Raw genomic sequence first — 23,376 nt, 5'->3', positions numbered from 1 at the left:
TACGGATGACGAGCACAGAACGTGACCAGGAGAAGCAAGCGGCGACGGGGCGTTTCGAGGGCCGGCGAATTTTGGTGACGGGGGGTTCCAGGGGGCTGGGCGAGCACGTCGTGCGCCTACTGCTGTCGGAAGGAGCACGAGTGGCGACCTGTGCGCGGAAGCCCGAGCCACTGGAGGCGCTTCGTAGTTCACTCGATTCGCCCGACGCACTGTTCGCACGGCCTCTGGACGTCGCTGCGCCGGAACTGCTGGAACGGTTTGTGGACGATGCCGCGTCAGCGCTGGGGGGCCTGGACGGTGTGGTCGCTTGCGCGGGTGGCGCACGTGGTCGGGGTATCGCCGAGGCAACGGCTCAAGACTGGTCGGCAACGTGGGAGATGAACGTCGGCCATGTCGCGCGGCTGGTCGCCACGGGTGCACCGCACCTGCGGACTGCTGGTGGCGGCCCGATCGTCGTGGTGGCCTCGGTCTCCGGTTGGAAGCCGGGTCCACAGGCTCAGTACGGCTCGGCGAAGGCGGCCCAGATCCACATGGTGTCGTCGTTGGCGAGGGAGCTGGCCACAGACGGCATCCGCGTGAACGCGGTCTCGCCCGGGTCGATGCTCATCCCGGGCAAGCGATGGGATCGGATGCGCCAAGAGGACCCATCGGCCTTCGACCGGTTCCGCGCCGAGTTTCCCGGGGGCGAGCTGGTGCGTCCGGAGGAGGTTGCGGACGTGATCGCGTTCTTGCTTTCGGACGCGTCCCGGGCGGTGACGGGAGTCAATCTCCCTGTCGACAAGGGGCAGAACGCGCCGACTCCGGAAGGGTACTGACTCAGCGGGTCAGGCCGCAGTGCCGAGTATGGGCCTAGCCCGGAGTTCGAATTCGCGCACGATCGGCTCACCTCGGTGAGGAGCAAGTCGCGTGCGGAAGTCGCGCAGTGCCTGGACTGATCGCTCGCTGTGGACACCGCTGAGTAGATCCAGGGCGTTGCTGGCGGTGCCGACTGCCTCGTCCAGCCTGTCCTGCTGGAGGAACGCTGTGGCGAGTACCGAGCGGCTGATCGCCTGGCGGCGGCGCCGGTCGCTGTTTGCCTCCACCGACGCGCTCGCGAGGCGCTCGGCCTGGGCTGCCTCGCCGAGGTCACGGTGGACCAGGGCGGCCTCGGCTTCGAGATAGTGGTGGTCCAGGAAGCGGACCCACGGAGATTCCTCGGCCGGCCCCCGGCTGATCTCCAGGCCCCTGCCAGCCGCGTGTAGGGCAGCCGTGGCCTGTCGGGTGTCGCCGAGAGCGGCGTAACCGCGGGCGGCCATGGCGTGCAACCGCATGAGCCCCAGCGGGCTGCCCGACGACTTGGCGGTCGCGATGCCCGCTCGGGCGAGCGAAACGCCTTCAGCGGGGTTGCCGAGGCTGGTAGCGAGGTGGGACATGCCCGCCAGGATCTGTCCGCCGAGCACCCGGTCGCCGCCCTCGGCGCACAGCCTGAGTGCCTGGATCATGTACCGCTCAGCGAGCCCGTAGTCGGCGGTATCGTACGAACACCAGCCAGCGGTCGCCGCCATCTTCGCGGCCGACGTGTACAGGAGCCGACGCTGGTGGCTGGGCATGTTGCGCTGTTGCAGCATCGGTGCGAGCTGGGTGCTCAGGTAGTGCACGATGCTCGCTCGGACTCCTCCGCCGCCGAAGCGGTTGTCCATCTCGTCGAACATCTCGATCATCGCCTGGACCTGCTCGACGGGTCCTCCGTCGGCGACAGCAGCTAGGCGTGGGGCCTGATCGTCCTCAAGGAGCCAGAGGAGCCACTGCCGCTGGGGGTCCATGAGGGCCGTCGCGACGAACGGCACGGCCCCGAGCAGGCTGCGCCGCGAGATGTCGGTGGAGCCGAGCTCCGCGAGCGTGTGCAGTGTTTCACCCACGTCTTCACGGTACGTCAAGGCCCTTGCAACGACCGGACGCTGGCCATGCTCCGAGAACCCGATGTCGGCGGGCGCGATGGGGCGCCCTAAGAAACCGGCCAAGGCAGCGGCGATGAATTCCGGGGCACGATCACGAGGCGTCATACCCTGCAACCACCGGGTCACGGACGCCTTGTCGTAACGCGTGACCACGCCCTGCAGCGCGGCCAGTGCGTTGACCTTGCGGGCAAGGGCGGCATGCGAACGACCGGCCTCCGAGATCACAGCCGCCAGCGCGGCGTTGGTCCCGCCGGCCCCCCTTGCACTTCCCATGCGTCGATGATGCCTTGTCGATCACGCTCTGTCCCAGCCTTTCGACACAGGGGCATGAAAGAACAACCCCCGTACAACCGAACAACCCCGCTGCCCCCTCCTCGGGACCGAGGGCAGCACTGAGACTGGAAGGGCTGCGGGCCGACCGCCCCTCCCAGCGGGGACGCTGCTGGACGTCGCCGATGCCCTCAGCACCGGAGGGAGAACACCATGCAGCCAGTAGTCGTGTTGGACTGCTTCACCGTCGAACCGAGCGGTCTCGGCGTACCGCCGTACCTGTCGACCTACGTCCGGAACGCCTGGTCGGCACTGCGTCGGGCAAGGCCGGAGGCGGACGTCCGGTATGTGACCATCGACGATGTCCGCTGGTGTCTCGCGGGCGGAAGGCCCACCGTCGAACCGCCCCAGAGCGATCCGTTCACGTACTCGACCACCGTCAACCGGGACTCCGCCATTCAGCTTCTGCGGGATGCCGAGATCGTGGTCGTCATCGCCGGAGACGCCGTTCCCTCCGTCCATCTGCACGCTGTGAACGGGTCGTTCGCGGAGATCGCCCGCGCGCTCGCCTGTGCACGCGGCCGTCGGTACCTCCTCGGGCCGTTGTCCACCTACGCCCTGGCCGCTCCTGCGGAGTACGCCGGGCTGTTCGACGCCGTCCACACCCACACGGTGACGTCCGGCGACCTCCTGCTCGGTAGCCACCGCCCCGCCCCTTACGGACAGATGCAGCACGAGCGCGACTCCTTCACCGGCCTCGTCGAGCAGATGCCCTGGCGGCCGATCGCCGAGCTGGAGCTGTACCGCGGCTGCACCCGGCGCAAATTCTGCGACTTCTGCAACGAGCCAGCGAAGTCCCCTCTCGTCGCCTTCCGCGAGGTCGACGATGTCGTCGCCGAGGCCGCCCAGCTCTACGCCGCCGGCGTCCGGAACTTCCGACTCGGGCAGCAGACCTGCTTCTTCTCCTACCGCAACCGGCACGAAGACGCGATCCGCGCCCTGCTCGGCGGTATCCGGGAGCGCTGCCCCGAGCTGGAAGTGCTTCACATCGACAACGCGGACCCCCTCGCTGTGGCCGCACCGGTCGGCCTGCGCATCGCCAAGCTGGTGGCGGACTACTGCACCGAGGGCAACTGCGCGCCGATGGGCATCGAAAGCTTCGACCCGGTAGTCATCGCGAGGAACACCCTCACCTGCACGCCCGAGATTCTGACCCGTGCGGTCGAGCACGTGAACGAGGCGGGCGCAGCCCGTGGTCCCGGTGGTCTGCCGATGCTGCTTCCGGGCCTGAACCTGATCTACGGTCTGCCCGGCGAGACCCACGGCACCCACGTGGCAAATCTCCGGGGCCTGGCGGAGATTCTCGATGCCGGCCTTCTGTGCCATCGGACGAACGTCCGCCTGGCACGGGCCTTCCCCGGTACACCGCTGGCCGCGCTCGGCGAGCTGGAGCCCCTGCCCTCGGCGGAGCACTTCCCCTCCTGGAAGGCGGACATCGACTTCACCTGGGACCAGCCGATGAAGGAGCGGGTGTACCCGACCGGTCTGCGCGTGCCCGGCCTTCACAGCTACTTCATCGGGCAGGGCGGCACCTGGTGGCGACGGCTGGGCTCGTACTCGATCCAGATCGTCGAACGCGACGCGGCGGTGCCGCTCGGCACTACCGGCGACCTGGTGGTGACCGGCCACGCGCCTCGCATGATCTACGGAGAACGTGTTGCATCAGCTTCCTGACGGGACGCTCGCGACGTTGGCAGCCCTGGATGCGGCGGCGGATCGCACCATCCGTGCAGGGCTGCTGCTGCCCTGGGCCAACGTCGCCGTGGAGACCGAATTGACCCGCCTCGGCCTGCGCCACACGGTCTTCCACCATGCGCGGCTCGTGCCCGCGTCCAGGACGACGGCGATCGACGCCTCCTTCTGGCTCGGGCTGCGTGAAGCGTCAGCGCAGGCACTGGACTCCTTGTCCCACATTCCCCTCGATGCAGTGATGCTGGCGTGCACGTCAGCAGGCTTCACCGATGGTCCGCCGCTACCGGGCGGAGTGTTCACCGCTTTCGACGCCCTTCTGCGGGCTCTCGCCGAGGCAGCCGTGGTGCGCGTGGTATTGGTTACGCCCTACCCCGCCCTGGTGACCGAAGCGGAGTCGACAGCGTTTGCCGAGGCCGGCGTGGAGGTCTTGGCTCATGCGAGCCTGGGCCTGTCCGACGGCTATCCCGCGATCACCCCGGATCAGATCCTGTCCCTGGTAGGGCAGTTACCACAGGAAGCGATCGGGGCTGCCGGAGCGGTGGTCTTCTCGTGCACCGGATGGCACACCCTGCCGGTGATCGCTGAACTGGAGCACCGGTTCGGGAAGCCGGTTTTCTCGTCCAACCTCGCCATGGCACTTCTGGCAACCCGAGCCCGTGCTGGAGTCTGTTCATGACGATCGAGAGAGCGAAGGCGACCCCGTTTGAGATCCGGCGCGTCCACCGGCTGGTGGCCTGTGCCGCCGGTCTTCCGGATGTGCAGGCCGAGGTGGAGGCCAATCACGACGAGAACCGGTGGTGGCCGACGTCGATCAGCGATCCACGGGTACGGATGCTCGCTGCTGGCTGGTCCACCCGAGTCTCCTATCGAATGGTGGAGACGTACGCCCGAGTGATCGCCTCGGCGAACGTTCGTGGTTTCGAGAACCTCGTTGCCGCCTCCGACGCCGAGCTTGCAGCGCTTGTACGCCCCATCGGCCTGCCACAGACCCGGATCGACTATCTGCGCTCCCTCGCGGAGCTTCTCCGTGGCTGGGAGAAGGAGGGGACCGACCCGACTGGGGATGTAGCCGACTGCGATGCCTTGGTCCTGGACTTCGCCACGCGGGTGCGAGGTGCGTCCTACAAGGTCGCTCAGTGCGCACTGCTCACCGCCCGCGGGTATCACTGCGGCATCATCCCCGTGGATTCCGGCATGGTCACCAAGCTCGCACCCGCATTGGGCCTCGCCCTTCCGACGGGAGCCGTGGCACACGAACGTATGCGGCACGTCCTTGAAGCGGCCGTGCACGCCCGCTCAGCCGAGTTCCGCTCGCTGGCCACCGACAACGAGTACCAGGTGGCAATCCCCGAGGGGTCGGAGCCAACCTGGTTCGCGCACCTCGTCTTGATCTACTTCAAGCGCCTGTACCTGAACGGTCCCGCTCAGCAGCTCTGCCGTCGGCGACCGGTCTGCTCGAAGGTCGTCGACTGCGCACATCGTGCCCGCCGTGCCTGACCTTCTGGAGGACTCCGTGGAACGGCTTGACGTGATCGGCAACATCAGCCGGGACCGGACCCGCTACCCCGATCGCCGTGGTGGGTACCGGCTCGGTGGCGCGGCTCTGTTCCTGTCTCTGGCGGCGGCAAGGGCTGGCCGCCGGGCGGCTCCGGTCTGCGTTCTCGGGGACGATCTCGCTCATCTCCCGGAGTCGCCGGTGCTGGGCACGCTCGACTGGACGGCCCGCATCCAGGTCGAAGGAGCTTCCACCACCTTCGACTTGGAGTACGACTTGCATGGCGAGTTGGTGGGAGTAGGCACGGAGTACGGCGTGGCCGAGGGTCTGACCGAGCATGCACTCAGGCATGTGGACCAGCACCCGAGCGGCACCTACCACGTCTGCTGCCGCCGGCCTCTGGACGTGGCGGCAGTGCTCGACCGACTCGCCGCGTACGGGAGCGGCTTCAGCGTGGACTTTTTCCTGCCGAGCGCGGAGGACATGATCCGTGTCGCCGCTCCCTGGCTGCCGAAGGCGACCACGCTGTTCGTCAACGCCGCCGAGTACCAGCTCCTGAAGCAAGTGATCGACTCCGGTGCGCTCCCGGAGGTGGTCGTCACCGATGGCCCCCGGGCCGCAGTGGTTCACCGCTTCGGGCGTCAGGTCACCTCCGCCGTGCCTCCGCCGAGCCCGCCGCGCGAAGTCTCTGGTGCCGGAGACACCTTGGCCGGGACCTTTCTGGCCCATCGATCGCAGGGCGCGACGGCCGCCCAGGCACTGGCGGAGGCGACCTCAGCCGCAGGCCGGTACGTCGCGGCCCCGTCCCTTCCGATCCCCGCGCCCCGACGCGGCTGACCTCACGACTTGGGGGCCTCTCCCGGTGTCCGTCTACGTAGCCCACCGGCTCTTTGCCGCGCATGACCGCGCTCTCGCCGCCGACCTGGCCGATCGGCTCGCCGCGAAGGTCGGCCCCGATCGAGTCTTCCTGCCGTTCTGCGACACCGACGAGGAGGACCTGGTCGCCGAGGTCAAAGGCCGCCGCCTGTTCGAGCTGGACCGCGAACGCCTCGGCCGCCTCGACGCCATGATCGCCATACTGCATGGCCCGAGCCTTGACGACGGGGTCTGCATGGAGATTGGATACGCCGCTGCTTCGGGCGTCCCGGTCATCGTGCTCACCACCGACTTCCAGACCTACTCGCTGACCGAAGCCGGCCCTCGCCTCGAATTCCCCGACCCTCTCCTCCAAGCCGTGGCCACGCGCATCGTGCGCGTCACCCGGCTCGGACCGCCAACTCTGCCGTCGACCCCGCCGCAGTCCCGTTTCCCTGGCTTCCAAGCACGCAACATGGCCCAGACGAACACAGCACTCGATGCGGCCGTCGACGCGCTACTCGACCTCCCGGATCGCGCTCCCCGCCTGGTGGGGGCCCCTTCCGTGATCGGCGCACCCGTCTATGTCGAGGCGTCGCCCTACACGGCATGGGGACGAGATCACCTGGCCAAGGCATGCGTCGACGCCGGCCACACAGTGATGGTGCCCCAGCGCTTCACCGCATCGGACCCCGTAGCAGGGGCCCTGGCCGACCTGACCGCGGTGTGCTCGGCTGCTCGGCTACTGGCCGACGTCTCCGGGGCGGAAACACCACCCGGAACCGCCCTGCTCATAGGTGCGGCTGCGGCCAGCGGGGTACGGATCGCAGCGTTCCAACCGCGCCCGACGTTCACGCACGCCCATGGCCGCGAGCCGAACTGGCGGAACCTCATGATCCAGTACGCCGTCGACGCTCACCTCGACAACGGCGACGCAGTCCTGTCTTGGCTGGCCGCATGAACCTTGACAAGATCGTCGGTGAGTACCAGACCCTGGTCCTGGAAGGCTGCGACGGCGTCGGCAAGAGCACGCTCGGTGAGCGCCTATCGACAGACCACGGATTCGTCGTAGTGCACTCCCCGAAGACGCCCGACCATCTCGACCTGGCCACCCGCTACAGGAACATCCTCGCGGGCCCTGGACGGATCCTCTTCGACCGGTGCTTCATCAGTGAACTCGTCTACGGCCCCCTTCACCGGGGCCGGTCCCGGATCAACTGGAGCCAGGCGATCGACCTGGCCGAGAGCGTCATCGAGCGTTCCGGCGTGCTCATCCACCTGACCGCGCCGCCGGCCGTCATACGCCAGCGACTCCTTCAGCGCGACGGCGAGGCGGTCAGCCTGGAGGAGGTGTCCGCGCTGGTGACGGGGTACGACAGGGTCTTCTCCACCCTCGCTGACTACACTCGCGTGCTCACCATCGACACCACGGCTCTCGAACTCCCTTCGGCAGGGTGACGGCCTTCCGAAGCCAGCACACCGACCCGCTGCTCCCGCTAGGCTTCCAAGGCACCTGCTGTACCGCCGCTGGAGGAGTCTTGGAGATCGGGTCCGCCCAGAAGCTCGCCTGGGAAAACAAGACCCTCAAAGGGTTCAACACCACGGACGTCGCCTTGGAGTTCGGGCTTCTCAGCGCCGAGGTCGGCGAAGCCTTCACCGCCTGGCGCAAGGGGCTTCCCGATCTTGGGGAAGAACTAGCCGACGTCTTCCTCTACCTGACGGCCTTGGCCGAGATGAACGGCGTGGATCTGGACTCCGAGGTCGCCCGGAAGATCGAAAAGAACACGCGGCGTACGTACGAACGAAACGAGCACGGGGCTCAGATCCGAACGAGCGACGCCTAGCTAGACCAGGAGACAGTGCCCTCGCCGACAGCCCCTCTCGACGAGCTACTTCACGCTCTCGGCGCGCGTGATCCGGCCGAGGTCGTTCTGGATCTCATGCACTGAGTCGATCTCGGCGCCCAGAACGCGAACCGCCTCGGTGCGTCCCCCCGCCTCCTCCTCGTCCCGCATCCGGATGAGGTTGACTTTGTGGGCCTGGAGGCGCTTGTCGAGGGCCTCGGCGTGCGTCTCGATGAACTGCTCAGGTGTCATGGCCCCGACGATAGCAATCGGTCGAGACCTAGTACTGCAACGGTCTTTGTTCTGATGTGTGGGCAGTTTCTGGTGGTGTGTGGCCGCGTCGTTTGTAGTGGCTGATGCGGGCTTGGAATTGTCGGCGGCGGCGCCAGTGTGACCAGTGCAGGACGTGGTCGGCGAGGTGGGCGCGGGGCCGTGTCAGGCGGGTGGTCAGTCGCCGGATTTCGGGCAGGGTCAGGGGCATGAGCTGGGAGGATCCGTTTCTGCTTTCTCCGTATCGAGGGCGCGGGCCCGCAGGACGGTCAGGCAGGCGTGGGCGGCCATAGCGAGGGTGATGTGGCGGTGCCAGCCGGGGTAGCGGCGGACCTGGTAGTCGTCCAGGCCGCATTCCTGCTTCGCTGTTTGGAAGCACTCTTCAACAGCCCACCGGCTGCCGGCGACGCGGATCAGCTCATCGAGTGTGGTCTCGGCCGGGCAGTAGGCGATGTAGTAGGAGATCTCCTGGGGTCGGCTCACGCTGCGGCGGGCGATGACCCAGTGCCGGCGGTCTTCGCGATGCCAAGGACGGACTTCGACCCTCGCCCAGTCGTAGATCCGGGGCCCGTGGGCGCCGTTGCCGCACGAACGGCGTTTCCACTTCTGTCGGGGCAGTGAGGGAAACAGGTCGTGGACCGGGTGGTCCATAGCCCAGCGGGTGACGACGGTGTCGTGGCGGGTGGTGGCCATGACGTGGAAGACATCGGCCTGCTCGAGCTCGGTCCGCCAGCCTTTGGAGAAGCCGTAGGCGGCATCCGCCGTCACCCACCGGAACGGGATGTTGTCGGTGATCGCCCGGCGGACCATGGCCTTGGCGGTCACCACTTTCGTCTCGAAGGCGACCGTGTCCTCGATCCCCGCGGCCCGGCAGCGTTCCCGGTCATCGGTCCATGACGTGGGCAGATACAGGCGGCGGTCGATCAGCGTGCGACCGCGCGCGCCGGCATAGGCGAGGAAGACACCCACCTGGCAGTTCTCCGTCCGCCCGGCCGTTCCGGAGTACTGGCGCTGAACGCCGGCCGAGCGGACACCCTTCTTCAGGAAACCCGTGTCGTCCACGATCAGCACCGCTTCCGGGTCGCCGAGATGTTCCACGACGTAGTCGCGGACGTCATCGAGGACTTCATCGGCGTCCCAGTCACATCGGTTCAACAGTCGGTGCATGCGATCGGGGGCCGCGTGACCGGCCTCCTCCGCGAGCGTCCAGCCGTTCTTCCGCTCCAACGGAGCGATCAGCCCCTGCATATACGCCAGCGCCGACTCCCGCGGCTCCGACCGGGCGAATCGGTGCACGAACCGCTCATGCAACTCACCCAGACCCGCCGCCCACGACCTGACATCACCCAGTTCCCCACCCATAATCAGACCAACGACTGTCCTGGCCACCAGTCACGCCAAACGCCGTTGCAGTACTAGGGCTCCCCATTGATCAACAGCTCGCGTGAACGACGACGGCGGGCACCCGACCGACGGCCGGGTGCCCGCCGTCGCGCAGGTCCAGGTCGGCACATCGCTCGGTTAACGCCTCTAAGCGGCGAGGCCGTGATGCTCGCTTCTGTCGTCGCTCTGATCTCCACCTGCCTGCGGGCGCTCAAGGCCCAGCAACTTCAGCAGGTCGGCAGTCACCACCCGGTAGGCGTTGCCGAGGCGCAGCACCTTGACCGGATACTCCCCCTGCTTAGCGAGTCCGTATCCCGTTGATCGGCCGATCATCAGCGCTCGGTTTGAGGTGTCGAGGTCGATGACAACAGGAAGGGCAAGCAGCTCGTCGCCCGTCAGTCCTCGCGCCTCACGGGACGAATCCGATGCCGCCATGGTGCCCTCCTGAGAAAATCTAGTGTTGCCGTGACGTCGTAGAAGTATCACGAAGTTGCGGCAGCGCCTTTTGGTTGCCTAAAGTGTCACCATGACACCTGATCAATGGTCGACATCGTTCACCGGTCGGATCGCCCGGCGCCTGCGGGACTCACGTAAGGCCGCCGGCCTCACGATGGCCGAGGTCGCCCAGGGCTGTGCTGACCGCGGCGTGCCGGAGTTCACCGAGCACTCGATGAAAAATCTGGAGTCGGGACGCAAGACGAGCATCACTGTCGCGGAGGTCGTCGTGCTTGCCGACGTCCTCGGCGTCCCCCCGGTGACCCTCCTCTTCCCGCTCGGCTCCTCAGCCACGGTCGAGGTCCTGCCCGGTCGCGAAGTCTCTACGTGGGATGCGCTCGCATGGTTTACCGGCGAGTCGCCCTCGGCCGAACCCGCCCCCGAGGGCTCCGCTCGGGACCTTCTCGGCCTCTTCCGCCAGCACGGTGATCTGGTGGCTGCCGCGATGTCCTCCCACGCCTTGGCCAGGGAAAGGCGACGGGCGGCCAGCACCACCCTGGACCGTTCCCGCAGAGCCACCCTCCTGCAACGCGCCGAAGGCTACGAGGAGCACGCGTTCGAGGACTGCCAGGAACTACGCACGTTCCGTGGCCGGATGCGCGACCGCGAGCTGGCACCTCCGTCCCTGCCTGACGAGCTGGCCTTCGTCGACCAGCCCGAAACATCAACCCCCTCGGAGGACAGCGAGTGAAGAACGGCAACCTCATACGACGGTGCCGCTGCACGGACCCGAAGACCAACAAGGAATACGGCGCTTCCTGCCCCAAGCTCAAGTCTTCGCGCCGACACGGCACTTGGACCGCCGTCCAGGAACTCGAACCCAGCCAGAACGGCGACCGCAGGCGGTTCCGTCGTGGCGGCTTCGAGACGTCCACCAAGGCCCAGGAGGAGCTGGACAAGGTCCGTGCCCTCATGGCCATCCCCGAGGAGGACGACGCGTGGGGCAAAACCCAGATCAGCGACCTCCTGGAGAACTGCGTCAAGGACAAGGACCCCGTCCCGGACTACGACGAGACCCGCCGCCGCTTCAAGACGGGGCAGTCCCTGAACTCCAAGGTCACCGTGGCGGAGTGGCTCGATTCCTGGCTGGCGGGACGCAAGCGTCTGCGGCGCGGTGGAGCGGCCCGCTACGAGTGCGATATCCGCGTCCACCTGAAGCCGCACCTCGGGTATCTGCGCCTCGACAAGCTCCGCGTCCACCACATCGACTCGATGTTCGACGCGATCAACGAGCGCAACATCGAGGTCCAGGAACAGAACGCCCAGCGGCGCGTCGTACGCGACGATCTCAAGGCCACGCCGAACAAGGGTGCCGAGAACCGCGCACGCCGCCGTTGGCTGCGGGCCCAGCTCGACGCGATGCCTCCCTTCCGACGGATTACCGGCCTCAACACCCAGCCCCACATCCGGGACACCCTGCGTGCCGCACTGAACGTCGCCATCGCCCAGCAGGTGATGCCCGCCTTCAACCCGGCGGCGCACGTCGAGTTGCTACCGGGCACGAACCCGAAGGCCCTCGTCTGGAGCGACGAGCGCATTGCGCGCTGGAAGGAGACCGGCGAGAAGCCTTCGCCGGTCATGGTCTGGACCCCCGAGCAGACGGCCGCGTTCCTCGACTTCGTCGAGCAGGACCGGCTGTACGTGCTCTGGCGGCTCATCGCCTTCCGGGGGACACGACGCGGCGAAGGGTGCGGCGTCCGCTGGGAAGACCACTCGGCCAAGGCTCGCTCGCTTGCCATTGCCACCCAGCTCGTGCAGGACGGCTGGGAGGTCCACGAGGGCGCCCCCAAGACCGACAGCGGCATTCGGCTGATCGCCCTCGACGAGGAGACGAACCAGGACCTCCTGTCTCACAAGGCCCGCCAGCAACGGGAACGGGAGGCATGGGGCGAGGGGTGGCAGGACGCCGGCCGGATCTTCACCCAGGAGGATGGCTCCCTTCTTCACCCTGGCAAGGTCAGCGACCTTTTCGAGCGTCTGGTGGAAGCCGCTGGTCTCCCTCCGATCCGCCTCCACGATCTTCGCCACGTCGCAGCGACGCTGATGCTCGCTGCCGGGGTCGACATCAAGGTGGTCTCCGAAACGCTGGGCCACTCGGACACGCGGATCACCCGGGACATCTACCAGTCGGTCCTGGACGACCTCGCTCGTGACGCCGCCGAGAAGGTCGTACAGCTCGTCCCGCACGCCCGGAGGCCCTTGGCGGCGGTGAAGGACGGGAAGCCGACAGCCTCTCCCCGCCGGCCCAGGATGACGCCTCCTCGCAAGAGCGAAAAGGGCAAAGAGGAACGCTCCGCCTGATTCAGGCTGGAAGGAGCCCCGGTCAGCGGGAATCTGACCGGGGCTCCGGCATGTGATGAACGTCACGCACTAGGTGTAGTTGGCCGCGATTGATCGCACAGCGTGACCATCTTCCTCTTTAGGTGCCGCCGTTCCGAGCGGGCTTCCACAGCGGGGATGCCCCTGGTGACCACCGAGCAGCTTTGGGCGAGCCTGCCAGCGCACCGGCTTCCCGCAGACCCCGGCTTACCTCGCCCCCTCGCACTCCATCCACTGCCGCCACGGCCGAAGGTGCGGCCCAGCATCGGTGCAGCCGAACACGAAGAAGGCCGCTTGACGGCGACTCGGAGCCATGCCGGCGGCCCCCCTATATACGCCCACCCCAGGGCTCTGGACCTGACCGAAGCCCTCGCCGACGGCACGGTTGGACAACGGCTTGTAGGGATGGAACAACAAACGGACCGTTGGCCGACCGCTCTCGGCCACCGCCGATGCACGCCGTTTGCACGTTTGGCCACCGGTCGGCCACCGGGGGCCGCATTTCGGAACCTCTGGGCTGACACACCAACAGAAGTAAGGTCACGAAAAGGAAAAAACCCCAGGTCACGGCGAGTGAGTCCTGGGGTTGATCCGAGCCGCCTTCGGGATTCGAACCCGAGACCTACGCATTACGAGTGCGTTGCTCTGGCCAGCTGAGCTAAGGCGGCGCGCTGCGCGAACCATGATGCGATCAGCAGCCCGACCAAGTCTACACAGTTTCGAAGGGTGCTCCGCACGCCCCCTCAGTCGCCCGCTTCGTGCAGGTCAGAGGGGGCGTTGGCCGGTCAGGAGCACCGCTTGGCGTCCTTCGGGGGCGCGCCCTCCAGGAGGTAGACGTTGATCGCCGTGTCGATGCAGTCGCTGCCGCGGCCGTATGCCGTGTGGCCGTCGCCCTCGTAGGTGAGGAGGGTGCCGGAGTCCAGCTGGTCCGCGAGGGCGCGGGCCCACTTGTACGGGGTCGCCGGGTCGCGGGTGGTGCCGACCACGACGATCGGGGCCGCGCCCTTCGCCTCGATGCGGTGCGGTGTGCCGGTGGGCTTGACCGGCCAGTAGCCGCAGTTCAGGGAGGCCCAGGCGAGGCCCTCGCCGAAGACCTGGGAGGTCTTCTCGAAGGCGGGGAGGTCGGCGCGTACCTCGTCGGGACCGGTGAAGGCCGGGGGAAGGTCCAGGCAGTTCACGGCGGCGTTGGCGTACATCAGGTTCGCGTAGCTGCCGTCCTCGGAGCGCTCGTAGTACGTGTCGGCCAGCCCCAGCAGGCCCGCTCCGTCACCGCCCATCGCGGTGGTCAGGCCGTCGCGCAGCTGGGGCCAGGCGGACTCGTCGTACATCGCTGCGATCACGCCGGTGGTGGCGAGCGCCTCGCCGAGGGGGCGGCTCTGGCCGGTGGGGGCGGGCTTGGCGTCGAGCTCGTCGAAGAACGCCTTGAGCCGCTTGCCCGCCTCCTCGGACGTCCCCGTGCCCAGCGGGCAGTCCTTGCGCTTGACGCAGTCCGCGGCGAAGGACTGGAAGGCGAGCTCGAAGCCGCCGGTCTGGTCGCGGTTCATGTCGCGGGCGGGCAGCGACGGGTCCATCGCGCCGTCCAGCACCAGGCGGCCGGCGCGGGACGGGAAGAGCTCGGCGTACGTGGCGCCGAGGAAGGTCCCGTACGAGGCTCCGACGAAGTTCAGCTTCTTGTCGCCCAGGACCTCGCGCAGGACGTCCATGTCACGGGCCGAGTCGACCGTGGAGACATGCGGGAGGATCTTGGTCGAGCGCTTGTCGCAGCCCGCTGCGAAGTCCTTGTACGCGGTGACCAGTTCGCCGGTCTCCGACTGGTCGTCGGGCGTCTGGTCGATCTGGGTGTACGCGTCCATCTCCTTGCCCGTCAGGCATTCGACGGGCTCGCTGCGCGCCACGCCGCGCGGGTCGACGGCCACCATGTCGTACCGCGCGCGGACCGGCTCCGGGTAGCCGATGGCCGCGTACGCCTGGAGGTAGCCGATCGCGGAGCCGCCGGGGCCGCCCGGGTTGACCAGGAGCGAGCCGATCCGCTTGCCCGGACCCGTGGCCTTCTTGCGGGACACCGCCAGCTTGATGTCCCCCTCGGCGGGCTTCGCGTAGTCGAGCGGGGCCTTCATCGTGGCGCACTGGAAGCCGGCCACACCGCAGTCGCGCCAGCTCAGCTTCTGCGCGTAGTACGCCTTGAGCTCGGCCGGAACCGCCTTCTGCGGCACCGACGCCGAAGCCTTCGGCGACGAAGTCCCCGACGAGCAGCCGGAGATGAGCAGGCCCGCGGTGGCGAGCGCGGTGGCGGAGTAACGGAGCAGGCGCCTGATGTCCATCCTCGGAGCGTAGTCCGACCATGACGGAATGTGGCGAGGGGGCCTCGTACGAGTGAGCCGGTGAACCCAAGGTCAACGCCCCCTCGGCACTGGTGGCCGACACCGGTGGCCGGCACTTCCCCCCAACGCCGGTGGCCGGCCGGCGAGCCCGCGTGGAGTTACCCATCCTGGCCCGCGCCTTACGGAGCCCCGCCGCGCAGCACCTCGCCCCGCAGCACACCGCCCCGCAGCACCCCGCCGCGGAGCCTCGCCGCGCAGCACCCCCGCCACAGCCCGCGGCCACGCCCCGGCCCGGACGCCCGCGCCGTACCCCCCGCCCTCAGCCCGCCCGCAACGCCACCGTCATCGCCTCCACCGCGAGCAGCGGCGCCACGTTGCGGTCCAGCGCCTGGCGGCAGGCGATGATCGACTCGATTCGGCGCAGGGTGCGCTCGGCGGTCGAGCTCTGCGCGACGCGGTCCAAGGAATCCCGTACGTCCTCGTTGGCGAGGGCGACCCGCGAGCCGAGCTGGAGCGCCAGCACATCGCGGTAGAAACCGGTCAGGTCCGTGAGGGCGAGATCGAGCGTGTCGCGCTGTGTACGGGTCGAGCGGCGCTTCTGGCGGTCGGCCAACTCCTTCATCGCGCCGGCAGTGCCGCGCGGCATCCGGCCGCCCGCCGACGCGCCCAGCGCCGCCTTCAGGCCCTCGGTCTCCTTGACGTCCACGTCCTCGGCGACCTGCTTGGCGTCCTCCCCGGCCACATCGACCAGCTCCTGGGCCGCCTTGAGGCAACCGCCGATGTCGGCCACCCGCATCGGCAGCTTGAGGACGACGGCACGGCGGGCCCGCGCACGCTCGTCGGTGGCCAGGCGGCGGGCGCGGCCGATGTGACCCTGGGTGGCGCGGGCGGCCGTCGCCGCGGCCTCGGGGTCGATACCGTCACGCCGGATCAGCACATCGGTGACGGCCGCGACCGAGGGCGTGCTGAGCGTGAGATGGCGGCAGCGCGAACGGATCGTGGGGAGCACATCCTCCAGGGACGGCGCGCACAGCAGCCAGACCGTGCGGGGAGCGGGCTCCTCGATCGCCTTCAGCAGTACATTGCCCGCACCCTCCGTGAGGCGGTCCGCGTCCTCCAGGACGATGACCTGCCAGCGGCCGACCGCCGGGGAGAGCTGCGCGCGCCTGACCAGGTCGCGGGTCTCCTTCACGCCGATGGAGAGCAGGTCGGTGCGGACGATCTCGGCATCGGAGTGGGTGCCGATGAGCGTCGTGTGACAACCGTCGCAGAATCCGCAGCCCGGGGCGGCGCCCAGTGCGCGGTCCGGGCTCACGCACTGGAGGGCGGCGGCGAAAGCGCGGGCGGCGGTGGAGCGCCCGGAGCCCGGGGGGCCGGTGAACAGCCAGGCGTGCGTCATCTTCGACGCGAGCGGTGCCTGGAGGACCCCCGTCCGGTCCTGCACGGAGGTCACGAGCGCGTCGGCGTCCCGGGCGGCGGCGGCAAGCTGCGTCTGGACACGCTCCTGCCCGACCAGGTCGTCCCATACCGTCATCGTGCTGCCGCCTTCGCCCCGCGCCGGTGCGCGCTCGCCCAGTGGTGTCCCGTGATGCCGACCGTACGCCGACCGTTCGCAAGGCCGGCTCCGGCTGCCGGCTTCCGTCGCCAGCTTTCGTTGTCGGTTCCCATTGTGGGCGACGGGACTGACAGTCGTCGCCCACGGCCGTCGCCGCGACGTACGAACGGCTCACCCGGGACGCACAGAAGCGCCGGGCGAGCCTGAGAAATCAAGCCCGCCCGGCGCTTCGGATCCGGTTCCCGCTACCCCTACCGGCGGCCCTTGCCCTTGCCGCGCCTGCCGTCGCCCTCGTCGTCACCGTCGTGATCGCCGAGCAACTCGTCGGCCAAGGACGGCAGATCGTCGAGCGGAGTCTCCTCCGCCCAGTCCGACCGCCGACGCGTACGAGGCGTCGGAGCGGACGCCGGGCGCCCGCTCTCCGGGTCGAACTGCGGCAGTTCGCGCGTGCGGTCGTTGCCCTCCTGGGCGGCGCCCGGCGCGTCCTGCTCGTCCCGGAAGAAGCCCTGCGGCATCCGGTCCGACGGCTCGTCGGTGGGCCGTGCGTCCCGTACGGGCGGCAGCACGGCGGTCTCGTCGGCCGACCGAGCCGATCCGGCTGCCCCAGAGGACCCGGCCGAACCGGACGAGCGGGGAGCACTGTCCCGTACGGGCGGCAGCACAGCCGTCTCGTCCATCGCACCCGCCGCACCCGAAACGTCCGGGACCCGCGGCAGCACCGTGGTCTCGTCGTTCCCGGACGGCGCGGCTGTGGCCGGCGCCTTGTTGGAACGCGTCCTACTCGCGGGAGCCCTGCCGGACGGCGCCTTGCCCGAGCGCCCCCGGTCGGCCGGGGCCGTGTCCGCGGGCCCACTCTCCGCACGCGTACTCTCCGCCGACGCACGTCCCTCCGGCGCCTTGTCCGCAGGCGCCCAGTCGGCCGGGGCCGTGTCCGCAGGCGTCCTGTCCGCCGGAGTCACATCCGCAGGTGCCGCCTCCTGCTTGCTCAGATCGAGCTGCGGGGTCGGCACGGTCAGCGTCATGTCGTCGGCCCGGACGGCCGGCATCGGGACGACCGGCGTCGTCAGCGTCCTCTCGCTGTCGCTGAGATCAGGAGCCGGAGCCGGAGCCGGAGCAGGCGGCGGGGTCGGTGCCTTCGCCGCCTCGGCTGCGGCTGCAGCCGTCGCCGCTGCCGCGGATGCCGCCGCTGCCGACTCCGCGAGGCGACGCGCCTCCTCCGCCCGCAGCAGCGCCTCTTCCGCCCTGCGCTGCTTCTCGCGGCGGCGCTCCTCCGCCTCGGCCCGGAGCCTGGCCTCTTCCTCGGCCTGCTTGCGCAGCCTGTCCTGCTCGGCGGCCCGTGCCTTCGCCTCGGCCTCGCGGCGCAGGCGCTCCTCCTCCGCGAGTCGGCGGGCCTCCTCGGCGCGCAGCCTGTCCTCCTCCGCCTGCCGTTCGATCTCGCGCTGCCGCGCCTCTTCGATCTCGCGGCGCTTGCGCGCCTCCTCCTCGGCACGGAGCTTGGCGAGCTGCTCCTGGCGCTCGCGCTCCAGTCGCTCCTCCTCGGCCTTGCGCGCGGCCTCTTCCTCGGCCTTGCGGCGCGCCTCTTCTTCGGCGGCCTTGCGCGCCTCCTCCTGGGCCTTCACCTCGGCCTCGGAGAGCGGCAGCAGCTGGTCGAGACGGTGACGTACGACCGTGCTGACCGACTCCGGCTCCTGGCCGGCGTCCACCACCAGGTAGCGCGCCGGGGCGGCAGCGGCCAGCGTCAGGAAACCGTGCCGCACGCGCGCGTGGAACTCGGGCGGCTCCGACTCCAGTCGGTCCGGCGCCTCCGTGAACCGCTCCCGCGCGGTCTCCGGGGACACATCGAGCAGCACCGTCAGATGCGGTACGAGTCCGTCGGTCGCCCAGCGCGAGATACGGGCGATCTCGGTCGGCGACAGGTCACGGCCCGCGCCCTGGTAGGCCACGGACGAGTCGACGTAGCGGTCGGTGATCACGATGGCGCCGCGTTCCAGCGCGGGGCGCACGACGGAATCGACGTGCTCGGCGCGGTCGGCGGCATACAGCAACGCCTCGGCCCGGTTCGACAGACCGGCGCTCGACACGTCGAGCAGAATCGACCGCAGCCGCTTGCCGATGGGCGTCGCGCCGGGCTCGCGTGTGACGACCACCTCGTGGCCCTTGTTGCGGATCCACTCGGCGAGCACTTCCACCTGGGTGGACTTGCCGGCCCCGTCGCCGCCCTCCATGGCGATGAAGAAACCGGTGGCGGCGGGCGCCTGGTGCGGGTCGCCGCCGCGCAGCGCCTCACGCAGGTCGCGGCGCAGGGTCACGCCCTGCCGGTCGTCCGTCTTGGCGAGGACGATGGCCGCGACGGGCAGCAGCAGCGCGCCGATGAGCATCAGGGTGAAGGCCGCGCCGCCGTGTGCGAAGACGAATTCGCCGCTCGCCAGACGCCGCGGCCCGATGGCGGCGGCCAGCAGCGGGGCCGCGACCGCGCCGAGGGCCATGGAGACACCCACGACGGCCTGCAGGTGCTCGGTCGTACGCGCCCGCCGGAAGTCCTCGGTCTCCTGGTCTATCAGGGTGTGCCCGGTGTTCGCGGCGACTCCGGCGGAGAATCCGGCGAGCACGCCGATGAAGAGCACGGTCGCCGTGTCGGGCACCAGGCCCATGCCGAGCAGCGCGACGCCGGTGACGGCGATCGCCAGGGACAGCAGCCTGCGCCGCGACAGCGTGGGCAGTACCTTCTCCGCCGTGCGGATGCCGATGACCGTGCTGCCCGTCAGCGCCAGGAAGAGCAGGGCGAAGGTGACAGGGCCACCGCCCAGGTCGATGGCGTGCAGTACGGCGACGGCGGCTGCGGCGGCGACGGCCCCGGCGACAGCGGCGCAGGCCAGGACGGTGAGCGGAATCGCTCCCGTACGTCCCCGGTCGATGCCGGTGCCGGTCTTGGGGCGGCGCAGACCCTCCAGCGGGGAGCGCGCGCGGGGCGTCTGCACGCCGGGTAGCTCAAGGAAGTACAGCGTCGATACGGACGCCGCGAAGAGGCCTGCGGCGACGTACGAGCCGAGGGCCGCCTGGTGCAGCGAGAACCAGTCGATGCCGATGCCCAGCAGATTGCCGATCAGCGTCGCGAGCAGAAGCACGGCGCCGGCGGCGGGCAGGGCGACGAAGCTGGTGCGCAGGGAGAGCCGGCGCAGCGCGTCGAGGTGGTCCGGCAACGGCCGTATGGCCGCGCCCTCGGCGGGCGGGCCGGGCACCAGCGCGGGGGCCGCGCCGTCCTTGCAGACGGTCCAGAAGCGCTCGGCGACGCCCGCGACGAAGACGGTGATCAGGAGGAGTGCCTGGGCCCTGTCCGGGGTCCAGTCGATCCACAAGGGTGCGACGACGAACAGGGCGAGCCGCAGCCCGTCCGCACCGATCATGGTCCAGCGTCGGTCGAGCGGTCCCGAGGGTGCGGTCAGTGAGGAGACCGGGCCCAGGAGTACTGCTCCGAAAAGGAATGTGGCAAGGATCCGAGCCCCGAACACCGCGGCGACCGCAAACGCCGCACCGCGGTAACCACCGCCGAACGACCCTTCCGAGATCGCCACCTGAAGCGACAGCAGCAGAAGCACGAGGAGGGCGAGGGCATCGCCGATATTGCCGACGAGCTGCGCGCTCCACAACCGCCGGAGCGGTGGGATGCGCAACAGGGCTCGTACGGCTCGCTCGCGTGAGTCTGCGGCTAGTGCGTCGGAGGTGGGGCTCACGACCGTTGGCTGCTCGGCTCGCGTCATCCGCCCAGCCTATCCGGAGCCCACCGGTCCCCGGAGGCCGCGCCCGAACATGCGTCTGCATGCACGGTCGTACGGTCCGGGCACGGGAGGACATACGGGTCTGCGGAGAGCCGTCTCACTCGTCGGAGGAAGCCTCCGACGCCGCCGCCTTCGATGCCGTCGCCTTCTTGGCCGGGGCCTTCTTCGCCGCCGTCTTCTTGGCCGCCGTCTTCTTGGCCGCCGTCTTCTTCGCCGCCGTCGCCGTGGTCGCCTTCTTCGCGGCGGCCTTCTTGGCCGGCGCCTTCTTCACGGCCTTCTTCTTCGACGGGCCCTTGGCGCGCTTCTCGGCGAGGAGCTCGTAGCCCCGCTCGGGGGTGATCTCCTCGACACTGTCGTCGGTCCGCAGCGTCGCGTTGGTCTCGCCGTCCGTGACGTACGCACCGAAGCGTCCGTCCTTGACGACCACCGGGCGCTCGCTGACCGGGTCGGTGCCCAGTTCCCGCAGGGGCGGCTTGGCGGCTGCCCGGCCCCGCTGCTTGGGCTGGGCGTAGATCGCCAGCGCCTCGTCCAGCGTGATCGAGAAGAGCTGGTCCTCGGTCTCCAGGGAGCGCGAGTCGGTGCCCTTCTTGAGGTACGGGCCGTACCTGCCGTTCTGCGCGGTGATCTCGACACCCTCGGCGTCCACGCCGACGACGCGCGGCAGCGACATCAGCTTGAGCGCGTCCGCCAGCGTCACCGTGTCCAGGGACATCGACTTGAACAGCGATGCCGTGCGCGGCTTGATCGCGTTCTTGCCGGTCTTGGGGGTGCCCTCGGGCAAGATCTCCGTGACGTACGGGCCGTAGCGCCCGTCCTTCGCCACGATCTGACGGCCCGTCTCCGGGTCGGCGCCCAGCTCGAAGTCGCCGCTCGGCTTGGCCAGCAGCTCCTCCGCGTACTCGACGGTCAGCTCGTCGGGCGCCAGGTCTTCCTGCACGTCGGCGCGCTGGTGGTCCTCCGCGCCCTTCTCGCCGCGCTCCACGTACGGGCCGTAGCGGCCGACGCGCAGCACGATGCCGTCGCCCACCGGGAACGAGGAGATCTCGCGGGCGTCGATCGCACCGAGGTCGGTGACGAGCGCCTTGAGACCGGCGAGGTGGTCGCCCTCGCCGTTGACAGCGGCGGTCGCGGTGGCGGCGCCGCCTCCGGCGCCCACGCCGACGCCGACGCCGGCGCCCGCGTTCGTACCGTCACCCTCACCGAAGTAGAAACGCCTCAGCCACGGAACGGACTGGGCCTCACCGCGCGCGATGCGGTCGAGGTCGTCCTCCATCCGCGCCGTGAAGTCGTAGTCGACGAGCCGGCCGAAGTGTGTCTCCAGCAGGTTGACCACGGCGAACGAAAGGAAGGACGGCACGAGGGCCGTGCCCTTCTTGAAGACGTAACCGCGGTCGAGGATCGTGCCGAGAATCGAGGCGTACGTCGACGGGCGGCCGATCTCGCGCTCTTCGAGCTCCTTGACCAGCGAGGCCTCGGTGTAGCGGGCCGGCGGCTTGGTGGCGTGCCCGTCGACCGAGATCTCCTCGGAGGAGAGCGCGTCGCCCTGCTCGACCTGCGGCAGCCTGCGCTCGCGGTCGTCCAGCTCCGCGTTCGGGTCGTCGGCGCCTTCCACGTAGGCCTTCATGAAGCCGTGGAAAGTGATCGTCTTGCCGGAGGCGGAGAACTCGGCGTTGCGGCCGTCGGAGGCCTGGCCGCCGATCTTCACCGTCACGCTGTTGCCGACGGCGTCCTTCATCTGGGAGGCGACCGTGCGCTTCCAGATCAGCTCGTAGAGCCGGAACTGGTCACCGCTGAGGCCGGCCTCGGCAGGCGTGCGGAAACGATCACCCGAAGGGCGGATCGCCTCGTGCGCCTCCTGCGCGTTCTTGACCTTCTTGGCGTACGTACGCGGCTTCTCCGGCAGGTAGTCGGCGCCGTACAGCTGCGTCACCTGGGCGCGGGCCGCCGAGATCGCGGTGTCGGAGAGCGTCGTGGAGTCCGTACGCATGTAGGTGATGAAGCCGTTCTCGTACAGCTTCTGCGCGACCTGCATGGTGGCCTTGGCCCCGAAGCCCAACTTGCGGGAGGCCTCCTGCTGGAGGGTCGTCGTACGGAACGGGGCGTACGGCGAGCGGCGGTAAGGCTTCGACTCGACGGAGCGCACGGCGAACGAGGTGTCGGCGAGGGCGGCGGCCAGCGCTCGCGCGTTGGCCTCGTCGAGGTGCAGGACCTCACTCTTGAGCTTGCCCACGGAGCTGAAGTCGCGGCCTTGGGCGATACGCCTGCCGTCGACCGTCGTCAGGCGGGCGACCAGAGTGGACGGATCGGAGGCGTCACCGATGCGTCCCGTGGAGAACGTGCCGGTCAGGTCCCAGTACTCAGCAGAACGAAACGCGATGCGCTCGCGTTCCCGCTCGACGACGAGGCGGGTGGCGACCGACTGGACGCGGCCTGCCGAAAGCTTCGGCATGACCTTCTTCCACAGGACCGGCGAGACCTCGTAGCCGTAGAGACGGTCGAGGATCCTGCGGGTTTCCTGGGCGTCGACCATGCGCTTGTTGAGCTCGCGCGGGTTGGCGACGGCGGCCTTGATCGCGTCCTTGGTGATCTCGTGGAAGACCATCCGATGGACCGGGACCTTGGGCTTCAGGACCTCTTGGAGGTGCCACGCGATGGCTTCGCCCTCGCGGTCCTCATCGGTGGCGAGGAAGAGTTCGTCGGACTCCGCGAGGAGTTCCTTGAGCTTCCTGACCTGGGCCTTCTTATCGGCATTGACGACGTAGATGGGCTGGAAGTCATTGTCGACATCGACGCCCAGGCGGCGCACCTCGCCGGTGTACTTGTCGGGCACCTCGGCGGCGCCGTTCGGGAGGTCGCGGATGTGCCCGACGCTCGCCTCGACGATATAACCGGGGCCGAGGTAGCCCTTGATCGTCTTCGCCTTGGCGGGCGACTCGACGATGACGAGTCGGCGGCCGCCGTGTGCGGTCTCGCTGGTCGGGGACAACTTGGCTCTTCTCTCCGGTCGACACTCGGTGGTCCGTACGTGACGCTGCGGAGTGTGACGGTACAACCCGCCCCCGTGTCAAACGGTAAAAGCCCGCAACGGCCACTCGAACGGTAAC

18 protein-coding genes and 1 tRNA gene are annotated in these 23,376 nt (G+C 69.1%); 10 read left to right on the top strand and 9 right to left on the bottom strand.

Annotated features, from left to right (window positions below):
• Positions 1-5: 5 nt before the first annotated feature.
• Positions 6-815, top strand: a complete 810-nt coding sequence (locus tag ACLLJJ_RS20830) for an SDR family NAD(P)-dependent oxidoreductase (protein ID WP_434593728.1) — start codon at positions 6-8, stop codon at positions 813-815.
• 9 nt (positions 816-824) lie between these two features.
• On the opposite strand, the gene ACLLJJ_RS20825 is transcribed toward ACLLJJ_RS20830, so the two are convergent.
• On the bottom strand, positions 825-2,210 hold the full coding sequence (locus ACLLJJ_RS20825) for a hypothetical protein (protein ID WP_434593726.1): 1,386 nt from the start codon (positions 2,208-2,210) through the stop codon (positions 825-827).
• A gap of 210 nt (positions 2,211-2,420) precedes the next feature.
• On the opposite strand from ACLLJJ_RS20825, the gene ACLLJJ_RS20820 reads away from it, so the two are divergent.
• From ACLLJJ_RS20820 to ACLLJJ_RS20790, 7 genes are all read left to right on the top strand, one after another.
• Positions 2,421-3,941: a radical SAM protein gene (locus ACLLJJ_RS20820; RefSeq protein ID WP_434593724.1), complete on the top strand. Its 1,521-nt coding sequence runs from the start codon at positions 2,421-2,423 to the stop codon at positions 3,939-3,941.
• Positions 3,922-4,635 carry a hypothetical protein gene (locus tag ACLLJJ_RS20815; protein WP_434593721.1) on the top strand — a complete coding sequence of 238 codons (714 nt, stop codon included), beginning with the start codon at positions 3,922-3,924 and terminating at the stop codon, positions 4,633-4,635. The genes ACLLJJ_RS20820 and ACLLJJ_RS20815 overlap by 20 nt, the downstream gene beginning before the upstream one ends.
• The gene (locus tag ACLLJJ_RS20810) at positions 4,632-5,456 is read left to right on the top strand and encodes a hypothetical protein (RefSeq protein WP_434593718.1); all 825 of its coding nucleotides are present in this window, start codon (positions 4,632-4,634) and stop codon (positions 5,454-5,456) included. The genes ACLLJJ_RS20815 and ACLLJJ_RS20810 overlap by 4 nt, the downstream gene beginning before the upstream one ends.
• Positions 5,449-6,291 carry a PfkB family carbohydrate kinase gene (locus tag ACLLJJ_RS20805; RefSeq protein WP_434593715.1) on the top strand — a complete coding sequence of 281 codons (843 nt, stop codon included), beginning with the start codon at positions 5,449-5,451 and terminating at the stop codon, positions 6,289-6,291. The genes ACLLJJ_RS20810 and ACLLJJ_RS20805 overlap by 8 nt, the downstream gene beginning before the upstream one ends.
• A gap of 25 nt (positions 6,292-6,316) precedes the next feature.
• Positions 6,317-7,270, top strand: coding sequence for a nucleoside 2-deoxyribosyltransferase (locus ACLLJJ_RS20800; RefSeq protein WP_365204037.1), 954 nt, complete (start codon positions 6,317-6,319; stop codon positions 7,268-7,270).
• Positions 7,267-7,767, top strand: coding sequence for a hypothetical protein (locus ACLLJJ_RS20795; RefSeq protein WP_365204038.1), 501 nt, complete (start codon positions 7,267-7,269; stop codon positions 7,765-7,767). The genes ACLLJJ_RS20800 and ACLLJJ_RS20795 overlap by 4 nt, the downstream gene beginning before the upstream one ends.
• Positions 7,768-7,847: 80 nt before the next feature.
• Positions 7,848-8,153, top strand: coding sequence for a MazG-like family protein (locus ACLLJJ_RS20790; protein WP_365204039.1), 306 nt, complete (start codon positions 7,848-7,850; stop codon positions 8,151-8,153).
• A gap of 45 nt (positions 8,154-8,198) precedes the next feature.
• On the opposite strand, the gene ACLLJJ_RS20785 is transcribed toward ACLLJJ_RS20790, so the two are convergent.
• From ACLLJJ_RS20785 to ACLLJJ_RS20775, 3 genes are all read right to left on the bottom strand, one after another.
• Positions 8,199-8,405 (bottom strand): hypothetical protein, encoded by a 207-nt coding sequence (locus ACLLJJ_RS20785; protein ID WP_365202907.1) that lies wholly within the window; start codon positions 8,403-8,405, stop codon positions 8,199-8,201.
• A gap of 219 nt (positions 8,406-8,624) precedes the next feature.
• The gene (locus tag ACLLJJ_RS20780; protein ID WP_434593710.1) at positions 8,625-9,785 is read right to left on the bottom strand and encodes an IS701 family transposase; all 1,161 of its coding nucleotides are present in this window, start codon (positions 9,783-9,785) and stop codon (positions 8,625-8,627) included.
• A gap of 168 nt (positions 9,786-9,953) precedes the next feature.
• Positions 9,954-10,241, bottom strand: a complete 288-nt coding sequence (locus ACLLJJ_RS20775) for a hypothetical protein (protein ID WP_434593707.1) — start codon at positions 10,239-10,241, stop codon at positions 9,954-9,956.
• Positions 10,242-10,332: 91 nt separating this feature from the next.
• On the opposite strand from ACLLJJ_RS20775, the gene ACLLJJ_RS20770 reads away from it, so the two are divergent.
• Entirely contained in the window at positions 10,333-10,992 is a 660-nt protein-coding gene (locus ACLLJJ_RS20770) for a helix-turn-helix domain-containing protein (RefSeq protein ID WP_365202904.1), read from the top strand.
• Positions 10,989-12,602, top strand: coding sequence for a tyrosine-type recombinase/integrase (locus ACLLJJ_RS20765; RefSeq protein ID WP_434593703.1), 1,614 nt, complete (start codon positions 10,989-10,991; stop codon positions 12,600-12,602). The genes ACLLJJ_RS20770 and ACLLJJ_RS20765 overlap by 4 nt, the downstream gene beginning before the upstream one ends.
• 612 nt (positions 12,603-13,214) lie before the next feature.
• Here ACLLJJ_RS20765 and ACLLJJ_RS20760 read toward each other — a convergent pair.
• The 5 genes from ACLLJJ_RS20760 to topA all read right to left on the bottom strand — a co-directional run bounded on the left by ACLLJJ_RS20760 (position 13,215) and on the right by topA (position 23,258).
• Positions 13,215-13,288: transfer RNA gene (locus ACLLJJ_RS20760), tRNA-Thr, on the bottom strand.
• 117 nt (positions 13,289-13,405) lie between these two features.
• Positions 13,406-14,941 carry an alpha/beta hydrolase gene (locus ACLLJJ_RS20755; RefSeq protein ID WP_434593700.1) on the bottom strand — a complete coding sequence of 512 codons (1,536 nt, stop codon included), beginning with the start codon at positions 14,939-14,941 and terminating at the stop codon, positions 13,406-13,408.
• Positions 14,942-15,260: 319 nt separating this feature from the next.
• Positions 15,261-16,475 (bottom strand): DNA polymerase III subunit delta', encoded by a 1,215-nt coding sequence (locus tag ACLLJJ_RS20750; protein ID WP_434593697.1) that lies wholly within the window; start codon positions 16,473-16,475, stop codon positions 15,261-15,263.
• 272 nt (positions 16,476-16,747) lie between these two features.
• The gene (gene tmk / locus ACLLJJ_RS20745) at positions 16,748-20,254 is read right to left on the bottom strand and encodes a dTMP kinase (protein WP_434593694.1); all 3,507 of its coding nucleotides are present in this window, start codon (positions 20,252-20,254) and stop codon (positions 16,748-16,750) included.
• Between the two features lie 115 nt (positions 20,255-20,369).
• A complete protein-coding gene (gene topA / locus ACLLJJ_RS20740; protein WP_434593692.1) occupies positions 20,370-23,258 on the bottom strand; it encodes a type I DNA topoisomerase in 2,889 nt (962 codons plus the stop codon).
• Positions 23,259-23,376 lie beyond the last annotated feature (118 nt).

It is taken from the genome of Streptomyces sp. A5-4 (assembly GCF_051131715.1).
In the GTDB taxonomy this organism is placed as follows: Bacteria; Actinomycetota; Actinomycetes; order Streptomycetales; family Streptomycetaceae; genus Streptomyces.
The sequence above is the reverse complement of the archived record's forward strand: the minus strand, read 5'-3'. Positions and strand labels throughout refer to the sequence as shown.

Coding starts and splice junctions, on each gene's coding strand:
- ACLLJJ_RS20830 (WP_434593728.1), top strand. CDS start 6: ATGACGAGCACAGAACGTGACCAGGAGAAGCAAGCGGCGACGGGGCGT.
- ACLLJJ_RS20825 (WP_434593726.1), bottom strand. CDS start 2,210: ATGGGAAGTGCAAGGGGGGCCGGCGGGACCAACGCCGCGCTGGCGGCT.
- ACLLJJ_RS20820 (WP_434593724.1), top strand. CDS start 2,421: ATGCAGCCAGTAGTCGTGTTGGACTGCTTCACCGTCGAACCGAGCGGT.
- ACLLJJ_RS20810 (WP_434593718.1), top strand. CDS start 4,632: ATGACGATCGAGAGAGCGAAGGCGACCCCGTTTGAGATCCGGCGCGTC.
- ACLLJJ_RS20795 (WP_365204038.1), top strand. CDS start 7,267: ATGAACCTTGACAAGATCGTCGGTGAGTACCAGACCCTGGTCCTGGAA.
- ACLLJJ_RS20785 (WP_365202907.1), bottom strand. CDS start 8,405: ATGACACCTGAGCAGTTCATCGAGACGCACGCCGAGGCCCTCGACAAG.
- ACLLJJ_RS20780 (WP_434593710.1), bottom strand. CDS start 9,785: ATGGGTGGGGAACTGGGTGATGTCAGGTCGTGGGCGGCGGGTCTGGGT.
- ACLLJJ_RS20775 (WP_434593707.1), bottom strand. CDS start 10,241: ATGGCGGCATCGGATTCGTCCCGTGAGGCGCGAGGACTGACGGGCGAC.
- ACLLJJ_RS20770 (WP_365202904.1), top strand. CDS start 10,333: ATGACACCTGATCAATGGTCGACATCGTTCACCGGTCGGATCGCCCGG.
- ACLLJJ_RS20755 (WP_434593700.1), bottom strand. CDS start 14,941: ATGGACATCAGGCGCCTGCTCCGTTACTCCGCCACCGCGCTCGCCACC.
- ACLLJJ_RS20750 (WP_434593697.1), bottom strand. CDS start 16,475: ATGACGGTATGGGACGACCTGGTCGGGCAGGAGCGTGTCCAGACGCAG.
- tmk (WP_434593694.1), bottom strand. CDS start 20,254: ATGACGCGAGCCGAGCAGCCAACGGTCGTGAGCCCCACCTCCGACGCA.